Origin of the sequence: Pseudomonas sp. (assembly GCF_030684895.1) — a bacterium.
Classification (GTDB): domain Bacteria; phylum Pseudomonadota; class Gammaproteobacteria; order Pseudomonadales; family Pseudomonadaceae; genus Aquipseudomonas.
In genome coordinates this window covers 41,454-68,449 of sequence record NZ_JAUXXP010000084.1, presented here as the reverse complement: position 1 = coordinate 68,449, position 26,996 = coordinate 41,454, and the positions used below count along the sequence as shown (strand labels likewise).

General features: G+C 63.2%; 24 protein-coding genes and 1 riboswitch. Of the genes, 6 read left to right on the top strand and 18 right to left on the bottom strand.

Annotated features, from left to right (window positions below; translation table 11 throughout):
• Nucleotides 1–71: 71 nt before the first annotated feature.
• Nucleotides 72–320: a pentapeptide repeat-containing protein gene (locus tag Q8M42_RS18285; protein WP_304869767.1), complete on the top strand. Its 249-nt coding sequence runs from the start codon at nucleotides 72–74 to the stop codon at nucleotides 318–320.
• Between the two features lie 574 nt (nucleotides 321–894).
• Here the strand turns inward: Q8M42_RS18285 and Q8M42_RS18280 are convergent.
• A complete protein-coding gene (locus Q8M42_RS18280; RefSeq protein ID WP_275960075.1) occupies nucleotides 895–2,562 on the bottom strand; it encodes a BCCT family transporter in 1,668 nt (555 codons plus the stop codon).
• Nucleotides 2,563–2,839: 277 nt separating this feature from the next.
• Here Q8M42_RS18280 and Q8M42_RS18275 point away from each other — a divergent pair, with 277 nt between their 5' ends.
• A complete protein-coding gene (locus tag Q8M42_RS18275; RefSeq protein WP_304869766.1) occupies nucleotides 2,840–3,586 on the top strand; it encodes an ABC transporter substrate-binding protein in 747 nt (248 codons plus the stop codon).
• Between the two features lie 11 nt (nucleotides 3,587–3,597).
• On the opposite strand, the gene Q8M42_RS18270 is transcribed toward Q8M42_RS18275, so the two are convergent.
• The 13 genes from Q8M42_RS18270 to cbiE all read right to left on the bottom strand — a co-directional run bounded on the left by Q8M42_RS18270 (nucleotide 3,598) and on the right by cbiE (nucleotide 17,764).
• Nucleotides 3,598–4,113: a DUF3617 domain-containing protein gene (locus tag Q8M42_RS18270; RefSeq protein WP_304869765.1), complete on the bottom strand. Its 516-nt coding sequence runs from the start codon at nucleotides 4,111–4,113 to the stop codon at nucleotides 3,598–3,600.
• 290 nt (nucleotides 4,114–4,403) lie between these two features.
• A complete protein-coding gene (locus Q8M42_RS18265; protein WP_304869764.1) occupies nucleotides 4,404–4,907 on the bottom strand; it encodes a GNAT family N-acetyltransferase in 504 nt (167 codons plus the stop codon).
• 331 nt (nucleotides 4,908–5,238) lie between these two features.
• The gene (locus tag Q8M42_RS18260; RefSeq protein WP_304869763.1) at nucleotides 5,239–5,661 is read right to left on the bottom strand and encodes a DUF1850 domain-containing protein; all 423 of its coding nucleotides are present in this window, start codon (nucleotides 5,659–5,661) and stop codon (nucleotides 5,239–5,241) included.
• Nucleotides 5,658–7,685, bottom strand: a complete 2,028-nt coding sequence (locus tag Q8M42_RS18255; protein WP_304869762.1) for a TRAP transporter permease — start codon at nucleotides 7,683–7,685, stop codon at nucleotides 5,658–5,660. Before Q8M42_RS18255 ends, Q8M42_RS18260 begins: the two co-directional genes overlap by 4 nt.
• Nucleotides 7,686–7,942: 257 nt before the next feature.
• Complete coding sequence (locus Q8M42_RS18250) at nucleotides 7,943–8,896, bottom strand: TAXI family TRAP transporter solute-binding subunit (RefSeq protein ID WP_304869761.1); 954 nt, start codon at nucleotides 8,894–8,896, stop codon at nucleotides 7,943–7,945.
• Nucleotides 8,897–9,481: 585 nt separating this feature from the next.
• A complete protein-coding gene (locus tag Q8M42_RS18245) occupies nucleotides 9,482–10,834 on the bottom strand; it encodes a sigma-54 dependent transcriptional regulator (protein WP_304869760.1) in 1,353 nt (450 codons plus the stop codon).
• Between the two features lie 197 nt (nucleotides 10,835–11,031).
• Nucleotides 11,032–12,786 carry an ATP-binding protein gene (locus Q8M42_RS18240; protein WP_305285134.1) on the bottom strand — a complete coding sequence of 585 codons (1,755 nt, stop codon included), beginning with the start codon at nucleotides 12,784–12,786 and terminating at the stop codon, nucleotides 11,032–11,034.
• A gap of 54 nt (nucleotides 12,787–12,840) precedes the next feature.
• Nucleotides 12,841–13,629, bottom strand: a complete 789-nt coding sequence (locus tag Q8M42_RS18235) for a DUF2063 domain-containing protein (RefSeq protein WP_304869758.1) — start codon at nucleotides 13,627–13,629, stop codon at nucleotides 12,841–12,843.
• Entirely contained in the window at nucleotides 13,620–14,465 is an 846-nt protein-coding gene (locus Q8M42_RS18230; protein ID WP_304869756.1) for a DUF692 domain-containing protein, read from the bottom strand. Before Q8M42_RS18230 ends, Q8M42_RS18235 begins: the two co-directional genes overlap by 10 nt.
• 56 nt (nucleotides 14,466–14,521) lie before the next feature.
• Entirely contained in the window at nucleotides 14,522–14,779 is a 258-nt protein-coding gene (locus Q8M42_RS18225) for a hypothetical protein (RefSeq protein WP_160013906.1), read from the bottom strand.
• Between the two features lie 121 nt (nucleotides 14,780–14,900).
• Nucleotides 14,901–15,617, bottom strand: coding sequence for a (2Fe-2S) ferredoxin domain-containing protein (locus Q8M42_RS18220; RefSeq protein ID WP_304869755.1), 717 nt, complete (start codon nucleotides 15,615–15,617; stop codon nucleotides 14,901–14,903).
• A 213-nt stretch (nucleotides 15,618–15,830) separates the two neighbouring features.
• On the bottom strand, nucleotides 15,831–16,565 hold the full coding sequence (locus tag Q8M42_RS18215) for a cobalt-precorrin-6A reductase (RefSeq protein ID WP_304869754.1): 735 nt from the start codon (nucleotides 16,563–16,565) through the stop codon (nucleotides 15,831–15,833).
• The gene (gene cbiE, locus Q8M42_RS18210) at nucleotides 16,562–17,764 is read right to left on the bottom strand and encodes a precorrin-6y C5,15-methyltransferase (decarboxylating) subunit CbiE (protein WP_304869753.1); all 1,203 of its coding nucleotides are present in this window, start codon (nucleotides 17,762–17,764) and stop codon (nucleotides 16,562–16,564) included. Before cbiE ends, Q8M42_RS18215 begins: the two co-directional genes overlap by 4 nt.
• Nucleotides 17,765–17,822: 58 nt before the next feature.
• Nucleotides 17,823–18,024, top strand: a riboswitch (cobalamin riboswitch).
• A 237-nt stretch (nucleotides 18,025–18,261) separates the two neighbouring features.
• Here cbiE and cobG point away from each other — a divergent pair.
• The 4 genes from cobG to cobJ all read left to right on the top strand — a co-directional run bounded on the left by cobG (nucleotide 18,262) and on the right by cobJ (nucleotide 22,757).
• Nucleotides 18,262–19,617, top strand: coding sequence for a precorrin-3B synthase (gene cobG, locus Q8M42_RS18205; RefSeq protein ID WP_304869751.1), 1,356 nt, complete (start codon nucleotides 18,262–18,264; stop codon nucleotides 19,615–19,617).
• Nucleotides 19,610–20,236, top strand: coding sequence for a precorrin-8X methylmutase (locus Q8M42_RS18200; protein WP_304869750.1), 627 nt, complete (start codon nucleotides 19,610–19,612; stop codon nucleotides 20,234–20,236). The genes cobG and Q8M42_RS18200 overlap by 8 nt, the downstream gene beginning before the upstream one ends.
• On the top strand, nucleotides 20,233–20,985 hold the full coding sequence (locus tag Q8M42_RS18195; protein ID WP_304869748.1) for a precorrin-2 C(20)-methyltransferase: 753 nt from the start codon (nucleotides 20,233–20,235) through the stop codon (nucleotides 20,983–20,985). Before Q8M42_RS18200 ends, Q8M42_RS18195 begins: the two co-directional genes overlap by 4 nt.
• A 110-nt stretch (nucleotides 20,986–21,095) precedes the next feature.
• On the top strand, nucleotides 21,096–22,757 hold the full coding sequence (cobJ, locus tag Q8M42_RS18190; RefSeq protein WP_304869746.1) for a precorrin-3B C(17)-methyltransferase: 1,662 nt from the start codon (nucleotides 21,096–21,098) through the stop codon (nucleotides 22,755–22,757).
• Between the two features lie 90 nt (nucleotides 22,758–22,847).
• On the opposite strand, the gene Q8M42_RS18185 is transcribed toward cobJ, so the two are convergent.
• The 4 genes from Q8M42_RS18185 to Q8M42_RS18170 form a co-directional block, all read right to left on the bottom strand.
• Nucleotides 22,848–24,011 (bottom strand): ATP-binding protein, encoded by a 1,164-nt coding sequence (locus Q8M42_RS18185; protein WP_304869744.1) that lies wholly within the window; start codon nucleotides 24,009–24,011, stop codon nucleotides 22,848–22,850.
• Between the two features lie 219 nt (nucleotides 24,012–24,230).
• The gene (gene cobF, locus Q8M42_RS18180; RefSeq protein ID WP_304869742.1) at nucleotides 24,231–24,995 is read right to left on the bottom strand and encodes a precorrin-6A synthase (deacetylating); all 765 of its coding nucleotides are present in this window, start codon (nucleotides 24,993–24,995) and stop codon (nucleotides 24,231–24,233) included.
• Entirely contained in the window at nucleotides 24,992–25,678 is a 687-nt protein-coding gene (locus Q8M42_RS18175) for a VWA domain-containing protein (RefSeq protein WP_304869871.1), read from the bottom strand. Before Q8M42_RS18175 ends, cobF begins: the two co-directional genes overlap by 4 nt.
• A gap of 2 nt (nucleotides 25,679–25,680) precedes the next feature.
• The gene (locus Q8M42_RS18170) at nucleotides 25,681–26,697 is read right to left on the bottom strand and encodes an ATP-binding protein (RefSeq protein ID WP_304869740.1); all 1,017 of its coding nucleotides are present in this window, start codon (nucleotides 26,695–26,697) and stop codon (nucleotides 25,681–25,683) included.
• Nucleotides 26,698–26,996: the final 299 nt, after the last annotated feature.

The following is a 26,996-nucleotide window of genomic DNA, read 5'->3' as shown; positions in this document are numbered from 1 at the left end:
GTTTCACGGACTGGGACAGACTAGAAACCGGCGCTTAACCAAACGTCAGACACCAAGCATGGAGAGCTACAGTGACTATTAATTCATCAAATTTTGAGGCCGCTTCTCTAGCGGAGGCGAGCTTTAAAGACGTCAACCTGACACTTGCTAACTTCACTGACGTTAACCTTGCCGGTTCGTCGTTCTCCGACGTTTCGTTAGCAGGGGCCACATTTAATAATGTCGATTTAAGTAACGTTGCAATCACGGACGCAAATCTAGATGGCATGGTGATCAACGGTATTCTTGTGACTGAATTGCTCCGCGTATATGGCGCATAACAAGCCACATATGAGAGCGAGCGCGACTTTTGCCGTTCGCTTTTAGTTTTCCAGTTTATTAACTCCAAACGTTCAGGCGCGCGCCAAATCCCCCGTCAGGAGGCCGAGCGCAGGCGCTGCATGGGGGACGAGCGGCATGGATGCCGCGAGAGGCTTAAAGGGCCAGGGATGGCCCTTGTAAGCCGGCCCCCGGAGCAGTGCCGGAGGGAGGGAAGTCGAGCGCAGCGAGACCCGGATGCCGGGGTGCCCTTCTTTTTGGTTACTTTTTCTTGGGCAAGCAAGAAAAAGTGACGCGCCCGAGGGGGCGCAACACGAAACATCAGCGCATGCGTTGCAATGCCGAACACCGATGGCAAAGCGTCGCGGCTAAAGCCCCTCCCACAGATGTGCCGAACAGCAAAAGCGCCCTCTCCCCCAACCCCTCTCCCGTAAAAACGGGCGAGGGGTGCAAAGCAAAGCATCGCGGCCATGGAACTAGGCGTCCCCGCCGCTCCTACAGGCGCCAGCCCATACAAATGCCGGGCATAAAAAAGCGCGCCCAAAGGCGCGCTCTTGTACTACCTACCAACAGCGGTCAGCGCGGTTCGCTCATCAAGCCTTTGACGATCGAAATACAGCCCACCAACAGCACGATGGTAAACGGCAAGCCGGTCGACACCGCCATGGCCTGCAAGGCCACCAGCCCGCCGCCGAGCAGCAAGGCGATGGCGATGATGCCCTCGATAATCACCCAGAACACCCGCTGCGGCACGGGCGCGTTGACCTTGCCGCCGGCGGTGATGGTATCGATCACCAGCGAGCCGGAGTCCGACGAGGTGACGAAGAACACGATCACCAGCACGATGCCGATAAACGAACTGATCTCCGCCAACGGCAGTTCGGCCAGCATGGCAAACAGCTTCAGCTCCAGCGCGGCGTCCTGCACGCCGGTAAAGCCATCGCCGACCAGCTGACTGATGCCGGTGCCACCGAAGGCGGTCATCCACAACACCGATACCAGCGACGGCACCAGCAGCACGGCGATCAGAAACTCACGCACGGTGCGGCCACGGCTGACGCGGGCGATAAACATGCCCACGAACGGCGACCAGCTGATCCACCAGGCCCAGTAGAAGGCCGTCCAGCCTTGGCTGAAGTTGGCGTCTTCACGGCCGACCGGGTTGGCCAGCGCCGGCAGGTGTTGCAGGTAGGCGCCGAGGTTGTCGAAGAAGCCGGTGAGAATGGCCAGGGTCGGCCCGGCGATGATCACGAACAGCAACAGCAGAATGGCCAGGCCCATGTTCAGCTCGGACAGGCGTTTGACGCCCTTGTCCAACCCCGCCAGTACCGACACCAGGGCGATGGCGGTGATGCCGATAATCAGCAGCACCTTGCTCGCGTCTGTGGCGGCGATGCCGAACAGTTTGTCCAGGCCGGCGGCGGCCTGTTCCGCACCCAGGCCCAGGGAGGTGGCCAGGCCGAACAGGGTGGCGAACACCGCGAGGATGTCGATGATATGCCCCGGCCAGCCCCATACGCGCTCACCGAGAATCGGGTAGAAGATCGAGCGGATCGACAGCGGCAGACCCTTGTTGAAGGAGAACAGCGCCAGCGCCAGGGCGACGATGGCGTAGATCGCCCAGGGGTGCAGGCCCCAGTGGAAGATGGTCGCAGCCATGCCCAAGCGTGCAGCGGCTTCAGCATCACCGGCAGCGCCGGCCAGGGGTGCCCAGTCGGTGCGTATGCCGTCTTCACCGACGCTGACCCCGCCCATGGCCGCCGAGAAGTGCGACATCGGCTCGGCCACGCCGTAGAACATCAGGCCGATGCCCATACCGGCGGCGAACAGCATGGAGAACCAGCCAACGTAGCTGTAGTCCGCCGTGGCATCCATACCGCCGAGGCGCACCTTGCCCAGCGGCGAGACGATCAGGCCGAAGCAGAGCAGTACGAAGATGTTGGCCGAACCGAGGAAGAACCAGGCCAGGTGATGGGTGAGCCAGCCGCGCATGGCGCTGAACAACGGCTCTACATGGTTTTGCAGGGCCAGGGTCAGCACCACAAACAGCACGATGGTCAGTGCCGAAATGCTGAAAACTTTGCCGTGGATGTCGAGGGCGAAGGAGAACTGCCCTTTGATGTTGTCCTGACCGATGACGTAGTCGGTGTCGATCAGATTAGCCTCGCCCGAGGGGGCGGGGATGCCGTCCAGAATTGCCGCTTCTGGTTGCGGGGTCGTGTCAGACGAAGGGTCTTTTTCCATATGGAATGCTCCTTTGGCGTGTGGCACGCATTACGCGCACGAGGACGGGATTGCCCTACTCGTACAGCCGCCCAACCGGCAGCTGCGGGGTACAGGGTAACAGCCATAGCCCATGCGTGCAGGCGCAAAGCCAGTATTGGCGGCCATTGCAGCCCGCTGCGGGGTGGTTATTTGCTCTGCCTGGTCAGTTTTTCTCGGCACTTGCCTCCCGCAGGGCGAGGCTATTAGCTATGGTTGGCCTATGGCCTGCTCGGGGTCGCTGTTCGAGATGTCGCTGATGAGAGCATTGCTGACACTGCTGGCCTGCCTGCCGTTTACCCTGGCCTCGCTGACACAGGCCGAGACCTTCAAGGTTGGGGTCGAGCTGCAGCCCTACTTGCCTTACTCCAACGTGCAGGATGGCCAATACCTGGGCTACGGCCGCGACCTGCTCGACGCCTTTGCCGCGCACCAGGGCCATGAATTTATCTACCAGCCGCTGCCGGTGCGGCGCCTGCTCAGCGACTTTCTCAGCGGCCGGGTGGATTTCAAATACCCGGACAACCCGCGCTGGAACGCCGACCTGAAACAAGGCTACAAGGTGCATTTCAGCCAGGCGGCCGCGCCGGCCATCGATGGCGTGCTGGTCAAACCCGAGTTTCTCGGCAAGGGCAAACAGCGCCTACTGCGCCTCGGCACCCAGCGCGGCTTTACCCCATGGCCGTATCTGGATGAGATCGAGGCCGGCAAGATTCTGCTGATCCAGGCCAACCAGATCGATTCGCTGCTGGCCATGGCGATGAGCGACCGGGTCGACGGCGTTTACCTCAACCCGCAAGTGGTGCGCCACCAGCTCTACAACAGCGCAGAAAGCGGCCTGGTGTTCGACCCCAAACTGCCCTATCAGGATGACCACTACTTCCTTTCGAGCATCAACCACCCCGAAGTGATCGAACAGTTTGACGCCTTCCTCACCAGCCAGGCCGAGCAGGTGCAAACCCTAAAAGAACGCCACGGCATCAGTGATCCGCTGAACGGGCAGTGACCACTGGCTGCTTACTGCGGCTGCAAGCTGCCGCAATCCGCCGCCACCCAGCGCGCATGGCTTTGCATGCTGCTGCTCTGGCCATCGAAGATGCCGTTGACCGTTGAGGTGAACTCCTTGTCGCTGACAAAGCGCGTCTCGCCTTCGCCCTCGCCGTTGGGGCAGCTGAAGCGGAATTTCCACAGCTGCTCGCTGCGGTCGGTGATTTCATTGCTGCAACCGGACTCGGGGTCTTGCATGGGAATCTGCTGGGCTTTGATCTGCGCTTCGCTCATGCAGATGCGCACGCCCTTGTCGCCCAGCTGCACGCCTTGCTGAGCCAGCATCTGCTCCATCATCTGGCGTTGTTCGGGCGGCAGGTTTTTCATCTGTTCGAGCATTTGCTCCATCCCCGGCACCGCCTGGCCGCCGACCTGCATATTGTTCGAGCTGATTTCCCAGAGGCCGGGCTGGATATCCACAGCGCTGGCCAGGGCGGGCAGCAGGCAGAGGCTGAGTAGCATGGAATTACGAAGGGCGCGGCGCATAAGCGGCTCCTGAAATAAGTGGGCGACCCTGCAAGCGTAGACCGCTGCACCCGCCCGTGCGCCTGATGGGTTATGCCGCGCCGGAGCATGCGACAGACGTCTGCCGCTGCCGTGCGGTTAAGCCCACCCGGCCTTCGAAGGCCGGAATGTAGCCCGGATAAGCGCAGCGTAATCCGGGGCACCGCGATCCCGGATTGCGCCAAGGCTTATCCAGGCTACATAGGTTCGTCGTAGCAGCAGTGGAGGCGTCCAGGTGCTAACCCATCAATTGGCTGACGGGTCAGCCCCCTCTACGGGGTGACTTCCTCTTGATAGATACGCAGACCGCGCGCCTGGTAGTTGGCCAGTGCGCTGGGGTGATCGAGGCTGCAGGTATGCACCCAGACCTTCGTGGTGCCCGGCCAGGCCCAGGCGGATTGCAGGGCGTGAGTGAGCAGCGGGCCGCCGAAGCCCTGGCCGAAGAAGGCCTCAGCCAGGCCGAAATAGAGAATTTCTACTGCGCCGTCGGCATCACGCAACAGCTCGTAGTAACCAGCGATAGCGCCCTGGTTATAGGCCACCCAGGTGCGGTGATTGGGCTGCTCGATCAGCTCGCGCCACTGCGCGTCGGTCCAGCTGAGTTTGTCAGTCCACTGCCAGGGCTCGCCGACCAGCTGGTAGAGAAAGCGGTTGAGCTGAAACTGCTTGAGCTGGCATTCCACCACGCTCAGGTCGGCCGGCAGCGGCTTGGCAAGAATCTGTTCGGGGTGCTGCATATCCAGGTAATAGGTGATGGTGCCGCCCTGCTCGCTCATGTCGTCTTCCGCCGCTCTGGTAAGGCCATCTAGCCCATGAAAAAACGCAGGCTAATGACCTACGATAGGTTCGGCAATCCTGTTGAAGATATCTCTTTAAACAGAATGAATCGGGCAACCAGAGCCTTCTAAAAACTTACATATGGCCGAACACTTTTTTACACATGGACGATATGAAACTTACATATGGCCGAAGCTAAACTTTCATTCGTAAAGTGAACGCCTGTTTGCCGATGCGTCAGACCAAACGAACAAAACCCCCACCGGCTACGCCAAATGGGGGTTCTCCTCTACAACAACCAAGGCTTATGGCCCGGGAGCAGACGCAGCCTTAGCCGTCGTCCTGGCCTGCCGCCGAGGCGGCCGGGGAGCTTTGCTCACAGCTCCAGAGTTCCAACGCCGGCTGGGTCGCTTGTGGCGGGCCGAGCCATTCACTCATCGAGTGGCAACGCTGGTTGAAACACAGTTGGTAATCCCCTGCCTCGGGGGTTCGCCCCAAACGCAGTGGTTGCAAGGGTGGTAGCTGACGCTGGTAATGCCAGCTGCCCTCGCGCAGTTCGGCGCCGTCTGGAATTTCCATACCGGCCCCGGAACCTTTGACCCGTGCCTCGCCGAGGAGCAACCCCTCAGACGTGACGCGGTAATCCTCTTCCCAACGAATCTTCTCGATGGTGTGTGTCCAGGCCAGGGTAAAGCTGGGTGTGGGCACTTCTGCCCACACCGCACCGGCCAAACCCAGGCACAGACCGATCATGCCGTGGCCACCTGGGCGCGATGGGCACGCCAGAAGTGCTGGGCGATAAACAGCGCCGCCAGGGCGAAGCCGATCTCGTCACTCATGGGCGTAGCCAGAATCAGGCTGGCACCGGCGGCAAAGCCCAGCGCGCGCTCCCACCAAGGCATCTTGGCCTGCAGATAGCCGGTAAAGATTGCGCCCCAGATACCAATCGCCAACGCCGCCTTGCCCACCACATACAGCGTGGCCAGCAGGCTGTCGCCCTGCAGCATCAGCGCCGGCTCGTACACCGCCATAAACGGCACGATAAACCCGGCCACGGCGATACGAATGGCCCACAGGCTGATCTTCAGGCCGCTTTCCTTGGCAATCGGTGCGGCTGCGAAACAGGCCAGCGCCACCGGCGGCGTAAGGTCGGCCATGATGCCGAAATAGAACACGAACATATGTGACACGATCAGCGGCACGCCCAGCTCCAGCAGCGCCGGCGCGGCAATTGAGCTGGTGATGATGTAGTTGGGGATGGTCGGGATACCCATGCCCAGTACCAGGCAGGTGAGCATGGTGAGGATCAGCGAAAGGAACAGATTGTCCTGGCCGATGGCGAGGATATAGCCGGCGAAGGTCGACGCCACACCGGTCAGCGACACCACGCCGATAATCACCCCGACCAGGGCGCAGGCGATGCCCACCGGCACGGCGTGCCGTGCACCTTCCACCAGTGCGTGCAGGCAGATCCGCAACGTGTCGCGGCCACCTTTGATAAACCAGCACACCGCCACCAGCAGCGCCACCACGCCGAACACCACGCCGATACCGAGCTGGAAGAAACCGGCGCAGAGCACGCCCAGGGCGATCCAGAAGGCGAAGCGCATAACCTTGGACGACACCCGCAGGATGATCGCCGAGCCGAGAATCACGATGGCGGTCAGCGCCAGGCCGACCATCCCGGAGAACAGCGGCGTGCGCCCGGAGAACAGCAGGTAGATGAGGATGAACAGCGGAATCAGCAGGTACCAGCGCTGCTTCACCGCCGCCCAGGGGTTCGGGCATTGGTCTTTCGGCAGGCCGCGCAGGTTGGCGCGCTTGGCTTCCAGGTGAACCATCCAGAACACCGAGCCGAAGTACAGCAGCGCCGGGATCAACGCGGCCTTGGCCACCTCAAAGAACGGTACGTTGATCGTCTCGGCCATGATAAAGGCCACCGCACCCATGATCGGCGGCATGATCTGGCTGCCCATCGACGAGGTCGCTTCCACGCCGCCGGCAAACGCCGGCTTGTAGCCGAAACGCTTCATCAACGGGATGGTGAACTGGCCGGTGGTGACCACGTTGGCCACACCCGAACCGGTGATGGTGCCCATCAGCGCCGACGACACCACCGAGACCTTCGCTGGGCCGCCCAGTTTGTGGCCGAACAGGCCCATGGCGAAATCGGTGAACAGCTTGATCATCCCGGCCTGTTCAAGGAACGCACCGAACAGGATAAACAGGAAGATATAGGTGGCCGATACGTAGGTCGGCGTGCCGTACAGGCCCTCGGTGCCGAAGGCCAGCTGGTTGACGATCTGGTCGATGGCGTAGCCACGGTGCATCAGGTCGCCCGGCAGGTACTGGCCGAACAAGCCGTAGACCAGAAACAGCGCGCAGATCAACGGCAGGGCAATGCCCATCACCCGCCGCGCAGCCTCGAACACCAGGACGATCAGCAACAGACCGACGACCATATCGCTCTGGGTCAGATCACCGGAGCGCTGAATCAGATCGGCTTCGAAATACCACTGGTAGAACGCCGTGGCCATGCCGGCCAGGCCCAGTAGCCAGGCCAGCGGCTGCCATGGCTGATCTTTGCCACGGGCGGGAAAACAGAGAAACACCACCAGCAGCAGAAAGCCCACATGCACCGCGCGCAGAATCTGGCTGGAGACCGGGTGGAAGGCCGCAGTGATGATCTGGAAGATGGAAAACAGCAGCGCGACATAAAACAGCGCTTTGGGCCAATCGCTGGGACTGCCGGCGAGGCCTTGGTTTTGCTCACTCATGAAGGTCACACCCTCGTTACAACGTCGATAGCACAAGAGTCGCCAACAAAACCTGCCGTGCCCTGCACGCCGGTTTTATTCGTAGCTCTATGTCGGTTGATGCTGGCCCGTAGGATGGGTGATAACCCATCATCGCTTGATGGGTTATCACCTACGCGGCCCGACCCATCCTACGAACTCAAACCGTGCAGCATGGGTCGGGCTGCGCAGGTATCGCGATGCCCAACCCATGCTACCCAGCCAACCCTTCAGCAGCCTTACAGTGCGCCGGCTTCTTTGTAGAAGCGCTCGGCACCCGGATGCAGCGGGATCGGTAGATCCTTGGCGGCGCCTTGCAGTTTGATGTCCTTGGCCGCCGAGTGGGCGTTGCCCAGGCGCTCGAGGTTGTCGAACATCAGTTTGGTCATCTGGTAGGCCACTTCATCGGACACGCCGTCATGGCTGACCAGAATGTTGTTGATGGCCACGGTCGCTACATCACTGTCCTGACCGTCATAGGTGCCGGCTGGAATCGAAGCAGCCTGGTAAGCGGCGTTGTCGATCTTCGCGGTGATCTCGGCCGGGATGGCCACAAAGGTGATCGGCAGGGTCGCGGCCAGGTCGCGAATCGCCGCCATGCCCAGGCCCGAGGACTGCAGGGTGGCATCCAGCTGACGGTTCTTGATCAGCTCGACCGACTCGGCGTACGGCAGAAACTCGACCTTGCCCATGTCTTCATAGCTCAGGCCGGCGGCCTTGAAGATCGCACGGGCGTTCAGCTCGGTGCCGGATTTCGGCGCGCCAACGGAGATGCGCTTGCCCTTCAGATCCGCCAGGGTGGTGATGCCAGATTCCTTGCTGGCAACGATCTGGATGTAGTTCGGGTAGGTGCCGGCGATGGCCCGCAGCTTTTTCAGCGGGGTCTTGAAGCCAGCCTCCTCCACGCCATTCCAGGCATCGGCGACCGAGTCACCGAGGGCGAAAGCCAGCTCGCCGCGACCGGCTTGCAGCAGGTTGAGGTTTTCCACCGAAGCCTTGGTGGCCTGCACCGAGGTCTTCGCGCCTTCGATGCCGTTGCTGTACAGCTGCGACAGGCCCACGCCAATCGGGTAGTACACCCCGCTGGTGCCCCCGGTCAGCACGTTGATAAAGGTCGGGGCGGCGAGTACCGCGGTGCTCGCGGTAAAGGCTGCGGCAGCAGCAAACAGGCTGAAACGTTTGGTCATTCGCATGGAAGAATCTCCGTCGTTGTTATGGCTTTATGCAGAGGTTTTCACTGAAGACGCTGCGCGCCACCCTGGCGGCGGTGCAGCGCCGGGACTAACGCAAGGGCGAAAAGGAGCGCAGGCTCACGCGCGGCCTGAGCCGAGCGCACAAGAGATGGGCGGTTGATGCCGGACGCGACAAGCGCGCAGATGCTGCTGGGCAGTGCATGGGATTCACCTCTTGTCTTTTTTATAGGTGCCGAGGCAATCGAGTGCCTGGCTGACAAGGGCTATAGCAGATGCCGTGCCAGTGAAAGAAAAGCCCGCGCTAGAGGCTTTGCGTTGAGCTACACGGCCGTCCCATCCGTCGTAACAAGCGGAAATCCGCCAGTGCAAAAACCGGGATAAGCGAAATTCCGCCGAGGCCGGCACCGTAGCCCGGATAAGCGCAGCGCAATCCGGGGCCGCGACCCCGGATTGCGCCAAGGCTTATTCGGGCTACGAGCGTTGAGCCGTAGGGTGGGTCGGGGCGCGTAGCTGACGCTGTTTTCATCCACCATGGAAGGTGGTGGATGGGTGAAGCGTCATCCACCCTACATCCGGGCTACGACTTTAATCCTCGTCGCTGCTGCCGGCCGGCCGATAGCTGCTGCGTTGCAGACCATGGCGCTGCATTTTCTCGTTGAGGGTGCGGCGCGGCAGCTGCAGCAGCGCCATCACCTCGGCGATATTGCCCCGGCAGTGCTGCAGGGCGCGGTGCAGGCATTGCGCCTCGAAAGCCTCCATCTGCTCGGCCAGCGATTGCTGCGGCAGACCATCGCCACTCTCCACCCCGCCACTCAAGCCCAGGGCATGGCGTTCGGCGGCGTTGATCAGCTCGCGCACGTTGCCCGGCCAGTCGTGCCCGAGCAGCCGGGTCAGCTCGCTGGGCGCCAGACTCGGCGTCTCGCGTCCATGGCGTTGCGCAGCCTGATTGGCGAAGTGCTCGAACAGCAGCGGAATGTCTTCACGGCGTTCGCGCAGCGGCGGAATGCGCAGGGTGGCGACGTTCAGCCGGTAATACAGGTCTTCACGAAAACGCCCGGCCTTGACCTCATCGAGCAGGTCCGGCTTGACCGCGCTGATCACCCGAAGGTCGACCTGAATGCTGCGGTTGGAACCCAGGCGCTCGAGGGTTTTCTCCTGCAGCACGCGCAGCAGTTTGACCTGCTGGGCCAGCGGCAGGCTTTCCACCTCATCGAGAAACAGCGTGCCGCCGTCGGCATGTTCGATACGGCCGATGCGCTTGCCCTGAGCGCCGGTAAAGGCGCCGCTTTCATGGCCGAACAGCTCGCTCTCGAACAGGTGCTCGGGAATCGCCGCGCAGTTCAGCGCAACAAACGGCTTGCCGGCGCGGTTGCTGAAATCATGCAGGCAACGGGCAACCCGCTCTTTGCCGCTGCCGGTGTCGCCGCGCAGGAGGATATTCACCGAGGTGCCGGCCAGTTCGAGGATCTGCCGACGCAGGGTTTCCATCGGCTTTGATACGCCAAGCAACTGCGCCTCGATATGGTCCTTGAGGGCGAACTGCTGACGCAGCTGGCGGTTCTCACAGACCAGCCGGCGCTTGTCCAAGGCGCGGCGCACGCTGTCGAGCAGGCGTTCGGGGGTAAAGGGCTTTTCGATAAAGTCATAGGCGCCCTGGCGCAGCGCCTGCACCGCCATCGGCACATCGCCATGCCCGGTGATCAGAATCACCGGCAGGTCGCGGTCGCGCTCCAGCACGCTGTCGAGCAGCTGCAGGCCATCGATGCCGGGCATGCGCACATCGCTGATGATGATGCCGGGGTAGTCACGGTCGACCAGCGCCAGCGCGGCCTGCGCCGTGGCGCAGCTGTGCACGCGAAAGCCGGACAGCTCCAGCCACTGCTGCACCGCCTCGCGGATTGCCGCTTCATCGTCGACGACTATCACTTGCCCGGTCATATCACCTCCTGATCAATCGGCGGCAGTGTAATGCCTTGGTATTTTTCCAGGCTACGCGCCTCTTTAGTGCTGCCAACAGCACCAGAGGACGCTGCAAAACCGTAGGAGCGGCCTTGGCCGCGATGTTTCTCAATTAACCTCGATTCGCGGGCAAGCCCGCTCCTACAACAGCAAAGCCTCTCGACAAGACATCTAGCCTACGCATTTGCTGCGTCCGGCAGCCGCAGGGTAAACACCGCGCCCTGCTCACTATTGACCGCCTCCAGGCTGCCGCCCAGTTCGCGAACGATGCCGTAGGACACCGCCAAACCGAGGCCCAATCCGGCGCCCACCGGCTTGGTGGTAAAGAACGGCTCGAACACATGCCCCAGCGCCTCGCTGGCGATTCCGCCGCCACTGTCGGCGATGCTCAGCAGGCACTGCTCGGCCTGGCGCTCGATACGAATCTGCAACTGCCGCACGGTGCTGGAAGCCATGGCATCCAGGGCATTGTTCAGCAGGTTGAGCAGCACCTGCTCCAGACGAATGGCATCGCCCAGCACCCGTGCCTCGGTGTCGATCTCGCTGTGCAGCTGCACCTGTTCGCTGCGCAGGCGCGGCGCCAGCAGTTGCAGCGCCTGCTCCAGCACATCGCTAAGGCGCAGGCGCTCACTCAGGCCTGCCGGGCTTTTGCGGGCAAAGGTTTTCAGGTGGCCGGTGAGCCCGGCGATGCGTTGCAGCAGGCCATCGATACGTTGCAGCCCCTCACGCACATCGTCCTGGCGGCCACTATCGAGCAACAGGCGCAAGCTGCCCAACTGCATCTGCATGGCGGTGAGCGGCTGATTGATTTCATGGGCCATGGCCGCCGACATCTGCCCCAGCGCCGCCATCTTCGCCGCGTGCACCAAACCTTCCTGAGCCTCGCGCAACTCGGCGGTACGCAGCGCCACCTCACGTTCCAGACGCTCACGAATGCCCGCTTGCAGGCGCTGCGTCTTGCGCCGCTGGGCCAGGTAGAGCAGCAGAAAGGCCAGGGTCATCCACACCCCAGCGGCGGCCAGGCGGTAGCTGCGCACGCTGTCGACCAGGGTTTTCGGCTCGTGCAGCAGGTGCAGGGTCCAGCCTTCATCGCCGAGATCCTGGCGCTGCCAGAGGTAATCACGCGGGCCGTCCGGCCCCTCGACCCGGCGCCACTGGCTGGCGCTGTCGATCTGCCGACGCAGCGTGCTGGGCAACGGCTGCAGCGCCTGTTCGGCGTATTTGCGCACCTCCACCAGTTCGGCGCGGGCCTGCTCGCTCAAACTGTCGAGGGCGAGAAAACGCCAGGCCGGGCGGTTGCTGAGGATCACCACCGAGTAACTGTCGGCCACCAGCAGCACGCCGGGCTGGCTGGCCCATTCGCGCTGCAACTCTTCCAGCTCCAGCTTGACCACCAGCACGCCGAGCACCGTGCCGTCGTCGTCGCGCACCGCATGGGAGAGGAAATAACCGGGGATGCCGGTGGTCACGCCCACCGCAAAATAGCGCCCGGAGGACTGGCGCACGGCATCCTGAAAATACGGGCGAAAGGCGTAGTTGTTGCCGACAAAACTGCTCCAGTCACGCCAATTACTGGCCACCAGGGTTTCGCCTTTATCGTTGAGCAAATACAGCACATTGGAGCCGGCGGCAGTGTTGAGCTGCTCCAGACGTTCATTGAGTTTGCTGCGCAGCAAGCTGTCCGTCGGCGCACGCAGCAGCGACTTGATATCGCTGTCCAGCGCCAGCACCTCGGGCACCGAGCGGAAGCGTTCGACCAAGGTGTGGATCGACTGCGCATACAGCTGCAACTGCCCGCGCGCCTCCAGGCTGCGCTCCTGCCAGGCGCGCTGCTCGGCATAGCGCCCGGCCAGCCAGATACTCGCCAACAGGCCGAGCAGAATCAGCAGGACGATCAGGGCAACGCGGTAACGCAGCAGAAAGGCAGACATGCGTGGCTCGCAACAAGGCGGAGCCGGCATGGTAAGGCAAAACGCCTGCCGCGATCAGGCCGGATAGAGGCGCTGCAACAGCCCGTCCGCCAGCCACTGACGCAACCAGCTCACCGCCTGCGCCGGCGCCTGTTCACCCAGGTGCGCCAGCTCGCCGCACAGCTCAGCGAAGCTCCAACCCTGCACGGCCATGCCCTGCAACGCCGCCGCTTCATCGGCCGCCAGGCTGCGGTAACGGGTAATCAGCTGATCACGCCAGACCACACAGGTCTCTGTCGCAACCAGTGGCTGGCTGCCGGGGAAATCACCCTGCGCCTTGCACGCGCGCCAGATTGCCAGGCTGTTATGCCGGCACGCCAGCCACTGCACGCTCGGCAGCAAACGCACCTGCAGGGTCGGCCAGTCTTCGGCCGGCAGTTCGGCCATCTGCGCCAGGCTCAAGGGCGCAGCGTCGACGGCATCAAAAGCCAAAGTAAACGCCCATTCCAGCCGCGCCAGTTCGCTGAGCGGCGCGGCCTGTGCGGGAATCAGGTAGCCGTCGATAAAGTCAGCCAGCTTTGCGCCTAACCAGCGCAGGCTGAAATGCTGCGAGGGGTGCGCGTCGAGATAGGCCAGGGCCAGGGCATCGAATTCCTCGTCACCGAGCCAGCCATGCACCGCCGGATAGTCACCACGCAAGGCCTCCAGCAGGCGCGCGCGGTAGGCGTTGTGGTAAATCGCCAGGCCCTGCTCCGCACTCAGCGCCGCGCTGCCCAGCAGACTGGCCTGCAACGCCGGGTTGGGCTGGGCATCGGGGTTGATCAGGTAGGCCTGCACCTGCGCCTGCCAGTCACTCAGGCGCATTGCGCTGTGCCTTGCAGCGCTTGGGCGGCAAGCCGGCGTGCGGTATTCAGCTCGTCGAGCAGCACGTCCAGATCGGGAAAATGATCGTCGCGCTCCAGCAGCGTGGACACCGGGCCAAGGTGCTGCAGGGTGCGCTGATAAAGCTGCCAGACCGGATCACTGACCGGCTGATCATGGGTGTCGATCAGGTAGCTGCCGTAATCGCTGTGGCCGGCCAGGTGCAGCTGACGGATACGCTGCTTGGGCAGGCTACTGATAAAGGTCCAGGCATCAAAGCCATGGTTGCGCGCGCTGACGTAGACATTGTTGACGTCCAGCAACAGCTCGCAGCCGCTCAACTCGCTGAGTGCGGCGAGGAACTGCCATTCGCTGAACTGATCATCGGCGCAGCGCAGGTAACTGGAGACGTTTTCCAGCACCAGCGGCCGCTCGATCACGTCCTGCACCTGGCGCACCCGCGCGGCCACATGCTGCAGGCTCTCCTCGGTATAAGGCAGCGGCAGCAGGTCGTGCAGCTGGTGGGCATTGCCCCGGCTCCAGCACAGGTGATCGGAGATCCATGCCGGCTGCACGCGTGCGGCCAGTTGCTTGAGGCTGTTTAGATAATCCAGATCCAACTTATGCGGGCCGCCAATCGACAGCGACACGCCATGCATCACCAGCGGGTATTGCTCGCCGATGGCATCGAGAAAGTAGAGGGCCTTGCCGCCCGCTACCAGATAATTTTCCGAGACAATCTCGAACCAGTCGACCGCCGGCCGCTGTTCAAGAATGGCTTGGTAATAGGTGCTGCGCAGGCCCAGGCCAAAGCCCAGATTGCCGCGTTGAGCATTCATTGCTGGCTCCTTGCTAGGTGATGCGGGGCAACCGCGCGGCGGCCGCCCCGGCTCACTTACTCGCCGACAGTGCCACCAGCAGCATCACACTCAGCCTGGGTCATGGCCTTGAAGCCGTGGCCCTTGCAGACGGCTTGGCCTTTGCAGCTGTTTTCGGCGGTTTTGCAGTCATTCTGGCCTTTGCAGGACGTAACGCCGTAGCAGTGCACCTTGGCTTCTTCAGCCGCGACGACAGTGCCGGACATGCCGGCGAACATGGCAGCAGCAGCGAAGGCGATGGCGGCACCAGTAGCAGCGGTGGATTTCATGGTCATGTGCGTATCCTCGGGTGATCTGGGTGAGCCGGACGAAAAGGGGTTTGTGTGCCGGCATTCAACTAGAGCCGCGAGATGAGCGCGCGTTACAGGCACCATGAAAATATTTGCCGACGCTTACTTAGCCCTGATCAATGCGCAGCTCGGGCACTGCGCGGCCGGCCACCAGGCGCTCATCGACCAGGCGGATCAGCTCGGCTTCATCGCGCACGCGGAACCACTCACCGGCCGGGTAGAGGCTGGCCGTCGGGCCCAGATCGCAGGGGAACTGGCACTGGCTACGGGTGATATGCACCCCGCCTTCACACTCCAGTTTGCCGGCGGCCTTGAGGCGCTGACGCAGGGTTTTCCACAGGTTCAGCGCACCGCGCCGGGTGCAGCGCGGGCCGTTACACAGCAACAAACGCTGCGCGTGCGGCGGAATCTGCGACCAGGCGTGATGCCCCGGCACGGCGGCCACCCCAACGCAGGGCAGGTGCAGCTCGGGACGCTCGATCAGCGCGCAGGCGGCTTCCACTGGCCAGCCTTCGGCCTGGCCAATCGCACTGGCGACAAACAGCTGCTCGGGGTTGGCCTGCTGGCACAGCTCGCTGCGCAGCCAATCGAGGTGCGGGCTGCTGCTCTGCGGCTCCAGATCGATCACCAGCAACGGCCGCTCACCCTCGGCCACGCGCTGCCAGAGCGGCGCATAGCCTGCGCTGGTGTCGACGATATCGGCCAGCGCCGCTTCACCGCGCAGCTCAGCCAGGCGCCGGCGCAGCAGCTCAGCAAACGAGCCCTCGGCCAGGTCGGGGCCGACAAACAGAATGCGGGCATAGGGCGAAACGGGCGTAGTCATGGCGGCCTCCAAAGCGGGGCGGCAGTCTAACAGGGGATTTTTTGCTTGAGTGGCAGCACGTAGGGTGGATGACGCTTCACCCATCCACCAACTGCGATGGTGGATGAAAACAGCGTCATCCACCCTACCTTGCTGCTACGAACCCCCGTAGCCCGGATAAGCCTTGGCGCAATCCGGGACGCGGCCCCCCGGATTGCGCTGCGCTTATCCGGGCTACATACCTACCGCTATCCCGCTCAACGCCTCGGCCAGCGCTTCGAGGCTGACAAACTCGCGCTCCACCGCCGGCAACTCGGGCCGGCGCAGCAACAGCACCGGCAGGCCCAGCTCACGCGCCACCTGCAATTTCGGCTCGGTGGACTGGCTGCCGCTGTTCTTGCTGATCAGCACATCGGTGCCCAGACGAACGAATAACTCGCGCTCCTCGTCCAGCGCGAACGGCCCGCGCGCGCCGATAATCTCGGCACGCGGCACGGCTTGCTGCGCCGTTAGGCAGCGCACGGTCCAGTGCTGATGCAGGGGAATTTCGTGCAGATGTTCCAGCGGCTCGCGGCCAAGGGTAAATAGCGGGCGCTGAAAGTGTTCTAACGCGACAACCAACTCAGCCCAGTCATCCACCTCACGCCAGTCATCGCCTTCACCGGCCTGCCAGCCGGGACGGCGCAGCGCCCAGCAAGCAATTCCGCTCAGCTCACAAGCGCGCGCCGCATTGGCGCTGATCTGCGCGGCATAGGGATGGGTCAGATCCAGCAGCAGTTCGATGCCCTGCTCGCGGATATACCCCGCCAAACCTTCGGCCCCGCCAAAGCCGCCAACGCGCACCTGACAGGGCAAATCATCCGGCACCTGGCCCAACCCGGCCAGGCTGTAGATGGCTTCGGGACTCAGCCGCCGCGCCAGACGCAACGCCTCGGTGGTGCCGCCGAGCAGCAGGATGCGCGGGCTCACGGCTTGCGCACCGCCAGCAGGGTGATCGGCAAGGCGCTGCGCCAGGTGTCGAAGCCGCCCAGCGGCTGCGCCTGGGCCACACTGATGCGGGTCAGCTCACCGCCCACCTGTTCACGCCAGGCCACCAGCGCCGCCTCGCTTTGCAGGGTCACGGCATTGGCCAGCAAGCGCCCGCCCGGTTTCAGGCTGGCCCAGCACTGTTCCAACACGCCAGGAACGGTCACCCCACCGCCGATAAAGATCGCATCCGGCGCGGCCAACCCGGCCAGTGCCTCGGGCGCACGGCCAGCGACCAGTTGCAGGCCGGGTACGCCGAGGGCATCGCGGTTGTGCTGGATATGCGCCTGACGACCGGCATCGGCCTCGATGGCCAGCGCCCGGCAGCTGGGATGCGCGCGCATCCACTCGATACCGATGGAGCCGCAACCGGCGCCAACATCCCACAGCAGTTCACCGGGTTGCGGCGCCAGGCGTGCCAGGGTGATGGCGCGCACGTCGCGCTTGGTCAGCTGGCCGTCGTGCTGATAGGCGTCGTCCGGTAACCCCGGCGTGAGCGGCAATAGACGCGCGTCGCGCCCGGCCTCGCACTCGACAGCCAGCAGATTAAGATCGGCCACCCGCGTCTGCACCCAATCGCTGGCCAGGCCGTCGATGCGCCGCTCACTGGCGCCGCCCAGGTGTTCCAGCACACTCAACCGGCTGGGGCCAAAACCACGCGCGCGCAGCAACTCGGCCACGGCTGCCGGGCTGTCGCCGTCATTGCTCAGCACCAGTAGCCGCGCGCCGGGAAAAATCTGCGCCTGCAACGCCGCCAACGGCCGCGCCACCAGCGACAGCACCGTCACCTCCTGCAATGGCCAACCCATACGAGCAGCGGCCAGGGACACCGACGAGGGCGCGGAAAACACCCGCAATTCCTCAGCCGGCAGCTGCCGCGCCAGGCTCGCGCCCACGCCATAGAACAACGGGTCGCCGCTGGCCAGCACGCACACCGACGTACCACGCCGCGCCAGCACCGGCTCCAGGCTAAAGGGGCTCGGCCAGAGCTCGTGCTGCCCTGGCAGATCAGCAGGCAATAGCGCCAACTGGCGGGCACCGCCGACGATGCAATGCGCCTCGCTCAGCGCCAACCGCGCCGCCTCACCCAGGCCGGCGTAGCCGTCTTCACCTATACCCACTAGGGTTAACCAGGCCGTCATACCTACTCCTCTGCGCCCGCCCGACGAGCAAGGGTGTCTGCACGTCAAACAAAGCGGGCATAATAGCGCCTTCGTCGGTGCCCACTGCCATAGCGCAAAGGGCCTAAGAGGGAATCCGGAGCGATCCGCTGATCGTGACCGAGCTGCCCCCGCAACTGTAAACAGCGAGTCTGCCGCCACTGTGCCACTGGGTAACCGGGAAGGCCGCAGCAGATGATGACCTGTCAGCCAGGAGACCTGCCGACGACGCTAGTCGCGAGTGCCAACATCGGGCGGGGTGTACCGATGCCATGAAATCCCCTGTGGGCGGATTTCGCTGGTTCGGTCGCCGCGTCGTAGAACCCGTTTTCGATCTAGCGAGCTAGAGCCCTACAAGGCAAAAACAGGCGAGGAAGCGGAGTGTACGAGCTGTACATGAGCATTCCGAGCCTGTTTTTAACGCAGTAGGGCCGACGCGCAGCAGATCGTAGACAGGTTCGTTGTTGCTGGTGAACTTGTTGCGCGACCTTGCCGCCACCTTAGATCTGCCTGCTCCACGCCCCGAAAAACCGGGATCGGCGTGCCCCGGCCTGCTGCGTATCGTTCCGGCGCTGGACGGTGGCATCTGCCGGGTCAAGCTGGCCGGCGGCGTACTCAGCAGCCAACAGGCACGCGCCATCGCCGAGGCTGCCGAGCGCTGCGCCAGCGGCGTACTAGAGCTGACCAACCGCAGCAATCTGCAGATTCGTGGCGTGTTGCCCGGCCAGCAAGCCGAACTGATCGAACGCCTGCTCGCCGCCGGCCTCGGCCCAAGCAGCCCGGCCGCCGACGATATACGCAATCTGCTGCTTAGCCCCGCCGCCGGCCTCGACTCGCATGCCCTGCTCGACACCCGCCCGCTGACCAGCGCGCTACTCGACCTGCTGCAAAGCACCCCGGCGCTGCATGGGCTGTCGGCCAAATTCGCCATTCAGCTGGACGGCGGCGAAGCCCTGGCGATGCTCGAACACCCCCACGATATCTGGCTTAGCGCCCTGCCTGGCACGCCGGCTCGACTGGCCTTTGGTCTGGCGGGTTGCCCGACTGACAAGCCACTGGGTGTGGTCGACATTGGGCAAGCCGTGCCGTTGGTGGAGCAACTGCTCAGGCTGTTCCTCGATCTGGCTGGCAACGAACACAGCCGGATGCGCCAGCTGCTAAGCGTGATTCCCGCCCACCAACTGCTGCAACAGCTGCAAACGCGACTGCCCTTCGCCCTGCAAGCGGTCCCACTCAGTTGGCAGCGCACCTCGATCCACCCACATCCAGCACTCGGCATTTATCCACAGCAGCAGGCCGGCCTGTGCATGGTTGCAGCCAGCTCGCGCCTGGGCCGGATCAACGCCGCGCAGCTGCGCGCCCTGACCGAGCTGGCTGAGCAGTACGGCGATGCCAGCCTGCGCCTGACGCCCTGGCAGGGTCTGCTGCTGCCGAATATCCCCGAGCCATCGGCAGACAAACTGCTGCACACACTGGCCGAACTGGGCCTGCTGATCGATGCGCAGGAACCGCTTAGCAATCTGATCGCCTGCACCGGCTCAGCCGCCTGCGCCAAAGGCCTGGCCGACAGCAAGGCCGATGCCTTGCGCCTCGCCGAGCGCCTGCGCACCAGCACAGCGCGGCCGCACGTACATCTCAGTGCCTGCCCGCGCTCCTGCGCCGCCGCGCACACCGCGCCCTTTACCTTGCTGGCCAGCAGCGCCGGGCATTACCAACTCTATCAACGCACTCGCGAGGCGGCCGGTTTCGGCCAACTGCTGGCCAGCGCCATGACTATCGACGAGGCCGGCGACTGGTTCGCCGCCCACTGCGCAACAGGAAACAGCAATGCTTGAGTACATCCGCGACGGCCAGGAAATCTACCGCCAATCGTTCGCCACCATCCGCGCCGAGGCTGACCTCAGCAACATCCCGGCTGATCTGGAAAAGCTCGCCGTGCGCGTTATCCACGCCTGCGGCATGGTCGATGTGGTGCAGGACCTGCGCTTCTCCCCCGGGGCCGGTGCCGCCGGCCGCGCCGCGCTGGCCAAGGGCGCGGCGATTCTCTGCGATGCGCGGATGGTCGCCGAAGGCATCACCCGCCCGCGCCTGACCGCGAATAACCCGGTGATCTGCACCCTGCATAACGACGGCGTGATTGAGCAGGCCCGCGCACTGGGTAATACCCGTTCGGCAGTCGCATTGGAGCATTGGCGCGAGCATCTGCAAGGCAGCGTGGTGGTGATCGGCAATGCGCCCACCGCGCTGTTCTATCTGCTGGAAATGCTCGACGCCGGAGCGCCGAAACCGGCGCTGATTATCGGCATGCCGGTGGGCTTTATCGGCGCAGCGGAATCCAAGGACGCCCTGGCCGCCGATAGCCGTGGCGTGCCCTATGTGATCGTGCGGGGTCGGCGTGGCGGCAGCGCCATGGCGGTGGCGGCGGTCAACGCCCTGGCCACGGAGGTGGAGTGATGAGCGTGCAAAAAGGCCGTCTGCTCGGCATCGGCGTCGGCCCCGGCGACCCGGAGCTGATCACCCTCAAAGCCTTGCGTTTGCTGCAATCGGCAGCGGTGGTCGGCTACTTTGTGGCCAAGGCCAAAGCCAACAAGGGCCAGGGCGGCAACGCCTTCGGCATTATCGAACAGCACCTCACCGACGCCCAGCAGCGCCTGCCACTGGTGTACCCGGTGACCACAGAAAAACTCGCCGCGCCGCTCAGCTATGAAGATGTGATCAGCGATTTCTACGACACCTGCGCGGTGCAGATCGCCGCCCGGCTCGACGCCGGCCATGACGTGGCGGTGATCTGCGAAGGCGACCCGTTTTTCTACGGTTCCTACATGTACCTGCACGACCGTTTGGCCGGCCAGTACTACGTGGAAGTCGTGCCCGGCGTGTGCTCCATGCTCGGTTGCGCCTCGGTGCTCGGCACCCCGCTGGTGTACCGCAACCAATCGTTAAGCGTGCTCTCCGGCGTGCTCCCCGAAGACGAACTCAAGCAGCGCCTGCACAGCGCCGAAGCCGCCGTGATCATGAAGCTGGGGCGCAACTTCGAGAAAGTCCGCCGCGTGCTGCAAGAGCTGGGCATCGACGACCGCGCCCACTACGTCGAGCGCGCCACCATGGGCAATCAACGCATCGTGCCGCTGGATGAGGTAGAGCCAATGTCCTCGCCGTACTTCTCGATGATCGTGATTCCCGGCGAGAAATGGCGCGGTTAGCAAACTGCAAACAACCCGTGGGAGGGGCCGGGCGGCGATCCGCTTTAGCCGCGACATGCCTTATGTAGCTCGCGGCTAAAGCCCCTCCCACAGAACAGATGGAACACCTTATGACCAGCGCCCCCGCCATTATCATCCTCGGCCCCTCAGCCCTGCCTTGCGCGCGGCGCATCCAGGCGCTTTATCCACAGGCGCAGATCCACGGCCTGAGTGGTCGAGTGGCGGATGTCGAGCGGCTGTATGAAGACTTCGGCGACACCCTGCGCACGCTTTACCGAGCCGGTACGCCGATCATCGCCCTGTGCGCCGCCGGCATCGTCATCCGTAGCCTGGCCGCCGTGCTCGGCGAGAAGGACCGCGAACCGCCAGTGCTGGCCTTGGCGGAAGACGGCAGCGCCGTGGTGCCGCTGCTCGGTGGTCTGGGTGGAGTTAACCGGATGGCGCGCGAAGTTGCAGCGCACTTAGAGGTCAACGCGTCGATCACCACCAGCGGTGAACTGCGTTTCGGCACCTGCCTGCTGGAACCGCCCGCTGGCTATGTGCTAGCCGATCTTGAGCAAGGCAAAGGCTTTGTCAGCGACCTGCTCGGCGGCCAGGCCGTGCGCATCGAAGGCGACGCACCCTGGCTGGCCCAGGCCAAGCTACCGGTGGATAACCACGCCAACCGGGTGATCCATATCAGCCCGCATAGTCGCGCGGCCAATACAGACGAACTGCTGATCCACCCGCAACAGGTGGCCGTATGGGTTGAACGCGTCGGCGCCGATTTACTCAGCGAACTGCAGCAGGCACTTCAAACCCGCAACCTGGCTCCGCAAAGCCTGGCCTGCCTGCTGGCCGCACCAGCGTTGATGGCCAACACCGAACTGCACAGCGCCGCCGCGCAGCTCAAACTGCCGCTGCGCTTTATCGATGACGCGCAGCAACTGCCGCCGCTGCATAGCCAGCACACCAACCTACGCCTGCTACTGGCCGCTGCGCCGATCGACGCGACGCAACTTGGTCGCCCCCGTGGCCGCATGACGGTGATCGGCCTCGGCCCCGGTGCTGCCGAATTGATGGTGCCCGCCGCGCGCCAGGCGCTGGACGAAGCGCAGGACCTGCTCGGCTACGAAACCTATATCAATATGGCCGGCCCGCTGCGCCCGGAGCAGGTGCGCCATTGCACCGATAACCGCGAAGAAATGCAGCGCGCCCGCCACGCCTTTGCGCTGGCCGCCAGCGGGCGGCGCGTGGTGGTGGTGTCGTCCGGCGACCCCGGCGTGTTCGCCATGGCCGCCGCCGTGCTGGAAGCCCTGCACGAATCCACCAACGCCGAGTGGCAGCGCGTTGACCTGCAGATCTTCCCCGGCGTGTCCGCCGCCCTGGCCACCGCCGCCAAGGCCGGAGCCCCGCTGGGCCACGACTTCTGCCTGATCTCCCTGTCGGACAACCTCAAACCCTGGGCCATTATCGAAAAGCGCCTGGCCCACGCCGCCGCCGCCGACCTGGTGATGGCCTTCTACAACCCCATCTCCAAAGCCCGCCCCTGGCAGCTCGGCTCTGCGCTGGAAATCATCCGCCAGCAACGCACTCCAGAAACCCTGGTGGTCCTCGGCCGCGATATCGGCCGCCCCGGCGAAACCCTGCGCACCCTCACCCTAGGTGAACTAACGCCCGAGATGGTCGATATGCGCACCCTAGTGATTATCGGCTCCAGCCAGACATGCCGCTTCCCCCGCGCCGAGGGTGGCGAGTGGGTCTATACGCCGAGGAGTTATCCGCAGCTGTAGAACCGTAGGATGGGTTGAGCTTGCGATACCCATCGAGGGTTTAGACGGTTCACTTATGGTGGGCTGGCAGCAGCATGGGTATCGCTGTGCTCAACCCTGCCGTCTCATATATTCCGCGAAGAGTGGGACAGTAAAGTTTAGATAGCCATGATCCGTGCTGTAGATCATTCCCTTAGAAATAATGTTAGCCCGAGTGGGGCCAAGCGATGACTGGGTTCGCGCCATTGCTTTGGCAATATCAGCCATCGCATAAGGACCATCGCCCAACTCCGACATAGTTTTAACAAACTGAACCTCTGACTTTGTCAGCCTATCAATGCGTACCCTGAAGAAACCCGCATCAAGCGAAGCTAGTGTCTCGGCATAGGATTGGCTCACGTCATCAAGGGTGATTTCTGGTCCCTCGGCATTGTTCCAAGCTGTGGAGGCCCACTCTTGGAGAAAGAAGGGATAGCCGCGTGTACGTTCGACGATTTCGCCGAGCGCCGTCGGTTCGATAGTGGCTTCCTCATCCACTATCGGCTTTTCAACAGCTTGAATAGCAGACGGTTGATCGAGAGCACCAACTTCCGGGTAAAGAAAAAGCCGCTCTGCATAGGACTTTGCTTCGCCTGCGAGCCGCGCGACTTGTGGAAGACCAGCACCTACAAGAAGTACCGGGAGACCTTCCTGAGACATACGGTGGATGGAAACGATTAGTGCTGATAGATCTGCATCGGAAAGGTACTGCACTTCGTCAATTAGAAGAATCCACCCCTTACCTGCCGCCTGTGCTGCACGACCAATTACATCAAAAAGGTCCGGAAGATCGTACTGAAGATCTCCACTATCAGCGAGACCGGGCTCTGGTTCAACGCCGACCTCAACACCCGCAATATCAATCTTGAAGATTGCCGCAAAACTGCGAAGGCCCTTTAATCCACGGCTAGCGATTTGCTTAGCTGCTTCGATACCCGAAAGAGAGCGCATGACCTTGCGCATTTCAGGATAGAGAAGGCGTGCAAGACTCTCACGTTCTGGAGACTCGACCTTAGAAACCAGAAGGCCTTCTTCCTGAGCGATTTTCCCTATTTCATTAAGCAGGACTGTCTTGCCGGTCCCCCTCAACCCAAGGAGCATGATGGATCGGGCGCTCCGCCCTTTAATGGCGCGGCCACATGAGATCCTTGCGGCCTCAAGGGTTGCATCGCGCCCCGCAAGTTCAGGCGGCCTACTTCCTGCACCTGGCGCAAAAGGGTTACGGTACGGATCCATATTTCTTGCCTCCACTGATCTCTAGCAAAGCATAGGCAAATATAGTTAATTTAGCTATACACGCATATATTTTGCTACTTACACGAGTTGCAAGCGCGTGGTGAGTGGCCACCCGCAGCCCCGCCCCTGCTGCAGCCTGCTCAGCAAGTAGGGTGGACAATGCTTTGCTTGTCCACCTTAAGATCATGCCAATGGTGGATGGATAAAGCGTCATCCACCCTACGAAGCGTTCTTGCGCAGTAAATAACTATCCATAATCCACCCATGCTGCTCGCGCAGTTCTGCACGACGGCTGTGGATGGTCTCGGCGACCTCACTGAGCGGCCCAGCGATCAGCACTTCGTCCGGGGTGCCGATATAGGCGCCCCAGTAGATCTGCATCGCCTGATCGACAAAGCGCTGGTAGGTGTCCTGGGCGTCGAGCATCACCAGCACGCTGTCCAAGCCCTCGGGAAAGCCGGCTTCGGCCAGACGCCGCGCCGGGGTGATTTGGAAGGCCTGGCCGATGCTGTTAAAGCAGACCTTATGCTTGGCCGCCAGGGCTTGCAGGCTGGTGATGCCAGGGATCACTTCGTACTCAATGTGTTCGCTGCTGTTGGCCACGATTTGTTCGACGATGCGCAGGGTGCTGTCGTACAGCGCCGGGTCACCCCAGACCAGAAAGGCGCCGGTTTCGCCATCACTCATCTGCTCGCGGATCATGCCCTCGAACACCTGCTGCTTGTCCTGATTCAGATCGACCACGCTGCCGCGATAGTCCGGCACATCGCGCACCCGCTCCGGGCAGTCGGCGCTGGCAAAGCGGTAGTCGCGACCCTGGATAAAGCGCTCGCAGATGGTTTTGCGCAGGCCGATCAGGCTGTCCTTTGTGCTGCCCTTATCCATCAGAAAGAACACATTCGTGCGGTTGAGCGCGTTGATCGCCTGAACGGTCAGGTAGTCCGGGTCGCCGGCGCCGATGCCGATTATCAACAGGGTTTTCATAAGGCGGTCTCCAGGCTGCCAGCTAACAGCGGCAGCGAATCGATATGTCGGTAGTCGGCGCCCAACTCGGTGGCCAGCTGATGCGCGCGGCCGAGGCGGATCGGTGCGCTTTCGATATCCACCAGCAACGCCGGGCAGGCGCTCGGGGTTAACGCTGGCCAGTCGCGCAGGCGGCCATCAGTGATGATCAATAAACGCTGACGCTCGGCCGGATGCAGACGCTGCCGCCGCGCCTGCCAGTCGGCGCCCTGCTGCAAAGCATCAAATAGCGGTGTGCCGCCGCCCGCGCCCAGCTCGGCCAACCACTGCTGCAACGCCTGGGAGGCTTTCTGCCCCTGCCACAACCACTGCGCCTGGCGGCCGGTGGCGTGCAGCAACGCCAATCGCGCGCGCTGGCGGCGGGCCTGCTCGAACACTTCACTGAGCAGACCCTTGGCCTTGCTTAGCGCACCATGCCGGCGGGTCGAAGCCGAAGCATCGACTATCACTAGCCAAAGTTCAGCGGGTTTGCTGCTGCGCGGACGCAGCACGAGATCTTGCCGGCTGCGCGGGCGGCCTTTAAGCAGGCTCGCCGGCCAGTCGATACGCCCCGCCGAACCCGCGCGACTGGCACCGTTGCGACCATTGCCCAGTGTGCCGGGAGCGGCCCGGGCATCCGCGCCTGGGGCTGTGCGCGGGCGGATGCCTAGGGCTTTTTTGTCCAGCGCGGCGGTTCACGCCGGACGCCGAGGCTTTGCACTTGGGCAGGTAATTCGCCCCACTGACCTTCGCCTTGCGGCGTTTGTGGCTGCTCACTGGCGGCGCTGTTGTCGGGTTGCGTTTGCGGCTGCGGCGGTTGTGCAGCAGGCGGCGGGTTGTGGCGGCGACGGTGACGCAGAACGAAGTCTGCCACCGCGTCGATATCCTCCACTTCAATCCGCTCGACGCCACGCCAGGCGGCATGGGCGCGGGCGGCGCGCAGCCAGACCAGGTCGGCGCGTAGGCCATCGACGGCGGCGGCGAAACAGCGCTGGCTGATCTGCTCCAGAGCGGCGTCATCCAGCGCAATCACCGCCAGGCGCACACGGGCACTCTGGCAACGCTCGCGCAGTTCATCCTGCTGCGCTTGCCAGCGCTCAAGAAACGCCTGCGGATCGGCATCAAAGGCCAGCCGGCGGCGAACGATTTCGGCGCGCTGGGCCGGTTGCGGCTGGGCGTCCAGGGCCAGGTTAAGGCCGAAGCGGTCGAGCAGTTGCGGGCGCAGCTCGCCCTCTTCGCCGTTCATGGTGCCGATCAACACAAAGCGCGCGGCATGCCGATGGGAGATGCCGTCGCGCTCGATATGGTTGACCCCGCTGGCGGCGGCATCCAGCAGCAGGTCGACCAGATGATCGGGCAGCAGATTGACCTCATCGACATACAGCACGCCGCCATTGGCCTTGGCCAGCAGGCCCGGAGAAAACTGCGCGCGGCCCTCACCCAGCGCGGCGTCCAGATCAAGGGTGCCGACGATACGCTCCTCGCTCGCGCCCAGCGGCAGGGTGACAAAGGTGCCGCTGGCCAGCAGATCGGCCAGGCCACGGGCCAGGGTCGATTTGGCCATGCCGCGCGGCCCTTCGATCAGCACGCCGCCAATCGCCGGGTCGATGGCCGCCAGGCACAGCGCCAATTTCAAGTCATCGGCGGCGACCACGGCGGCGAGGGGGAAGTGGTATTCGGTCATGGGCGTGATCCGTGGAGTTGAACGTAGGGTGGGTTAGCGGCGCAGGTCGCCGACCGATAATCCGAATTCGATTGTGGCGCGCCGCGTAACCCACCAGGCGATGGAGTGCGTTGCGCCGATGGTGGGTTACGCCACGCCCTGAAAGGCGTGATGTTTGAAAATCCCGGCATGCGGCTAACCCACCCTACAGAAGCACTCACCATCTGTAGGAGGGGCTTTAGCCGCGAGCTTTTCGCCGCTAAAGCGCCTCCCACAATAGGCTTGTCGACGTCGATGATCGCCCTCTCCCCCGGCCCCTC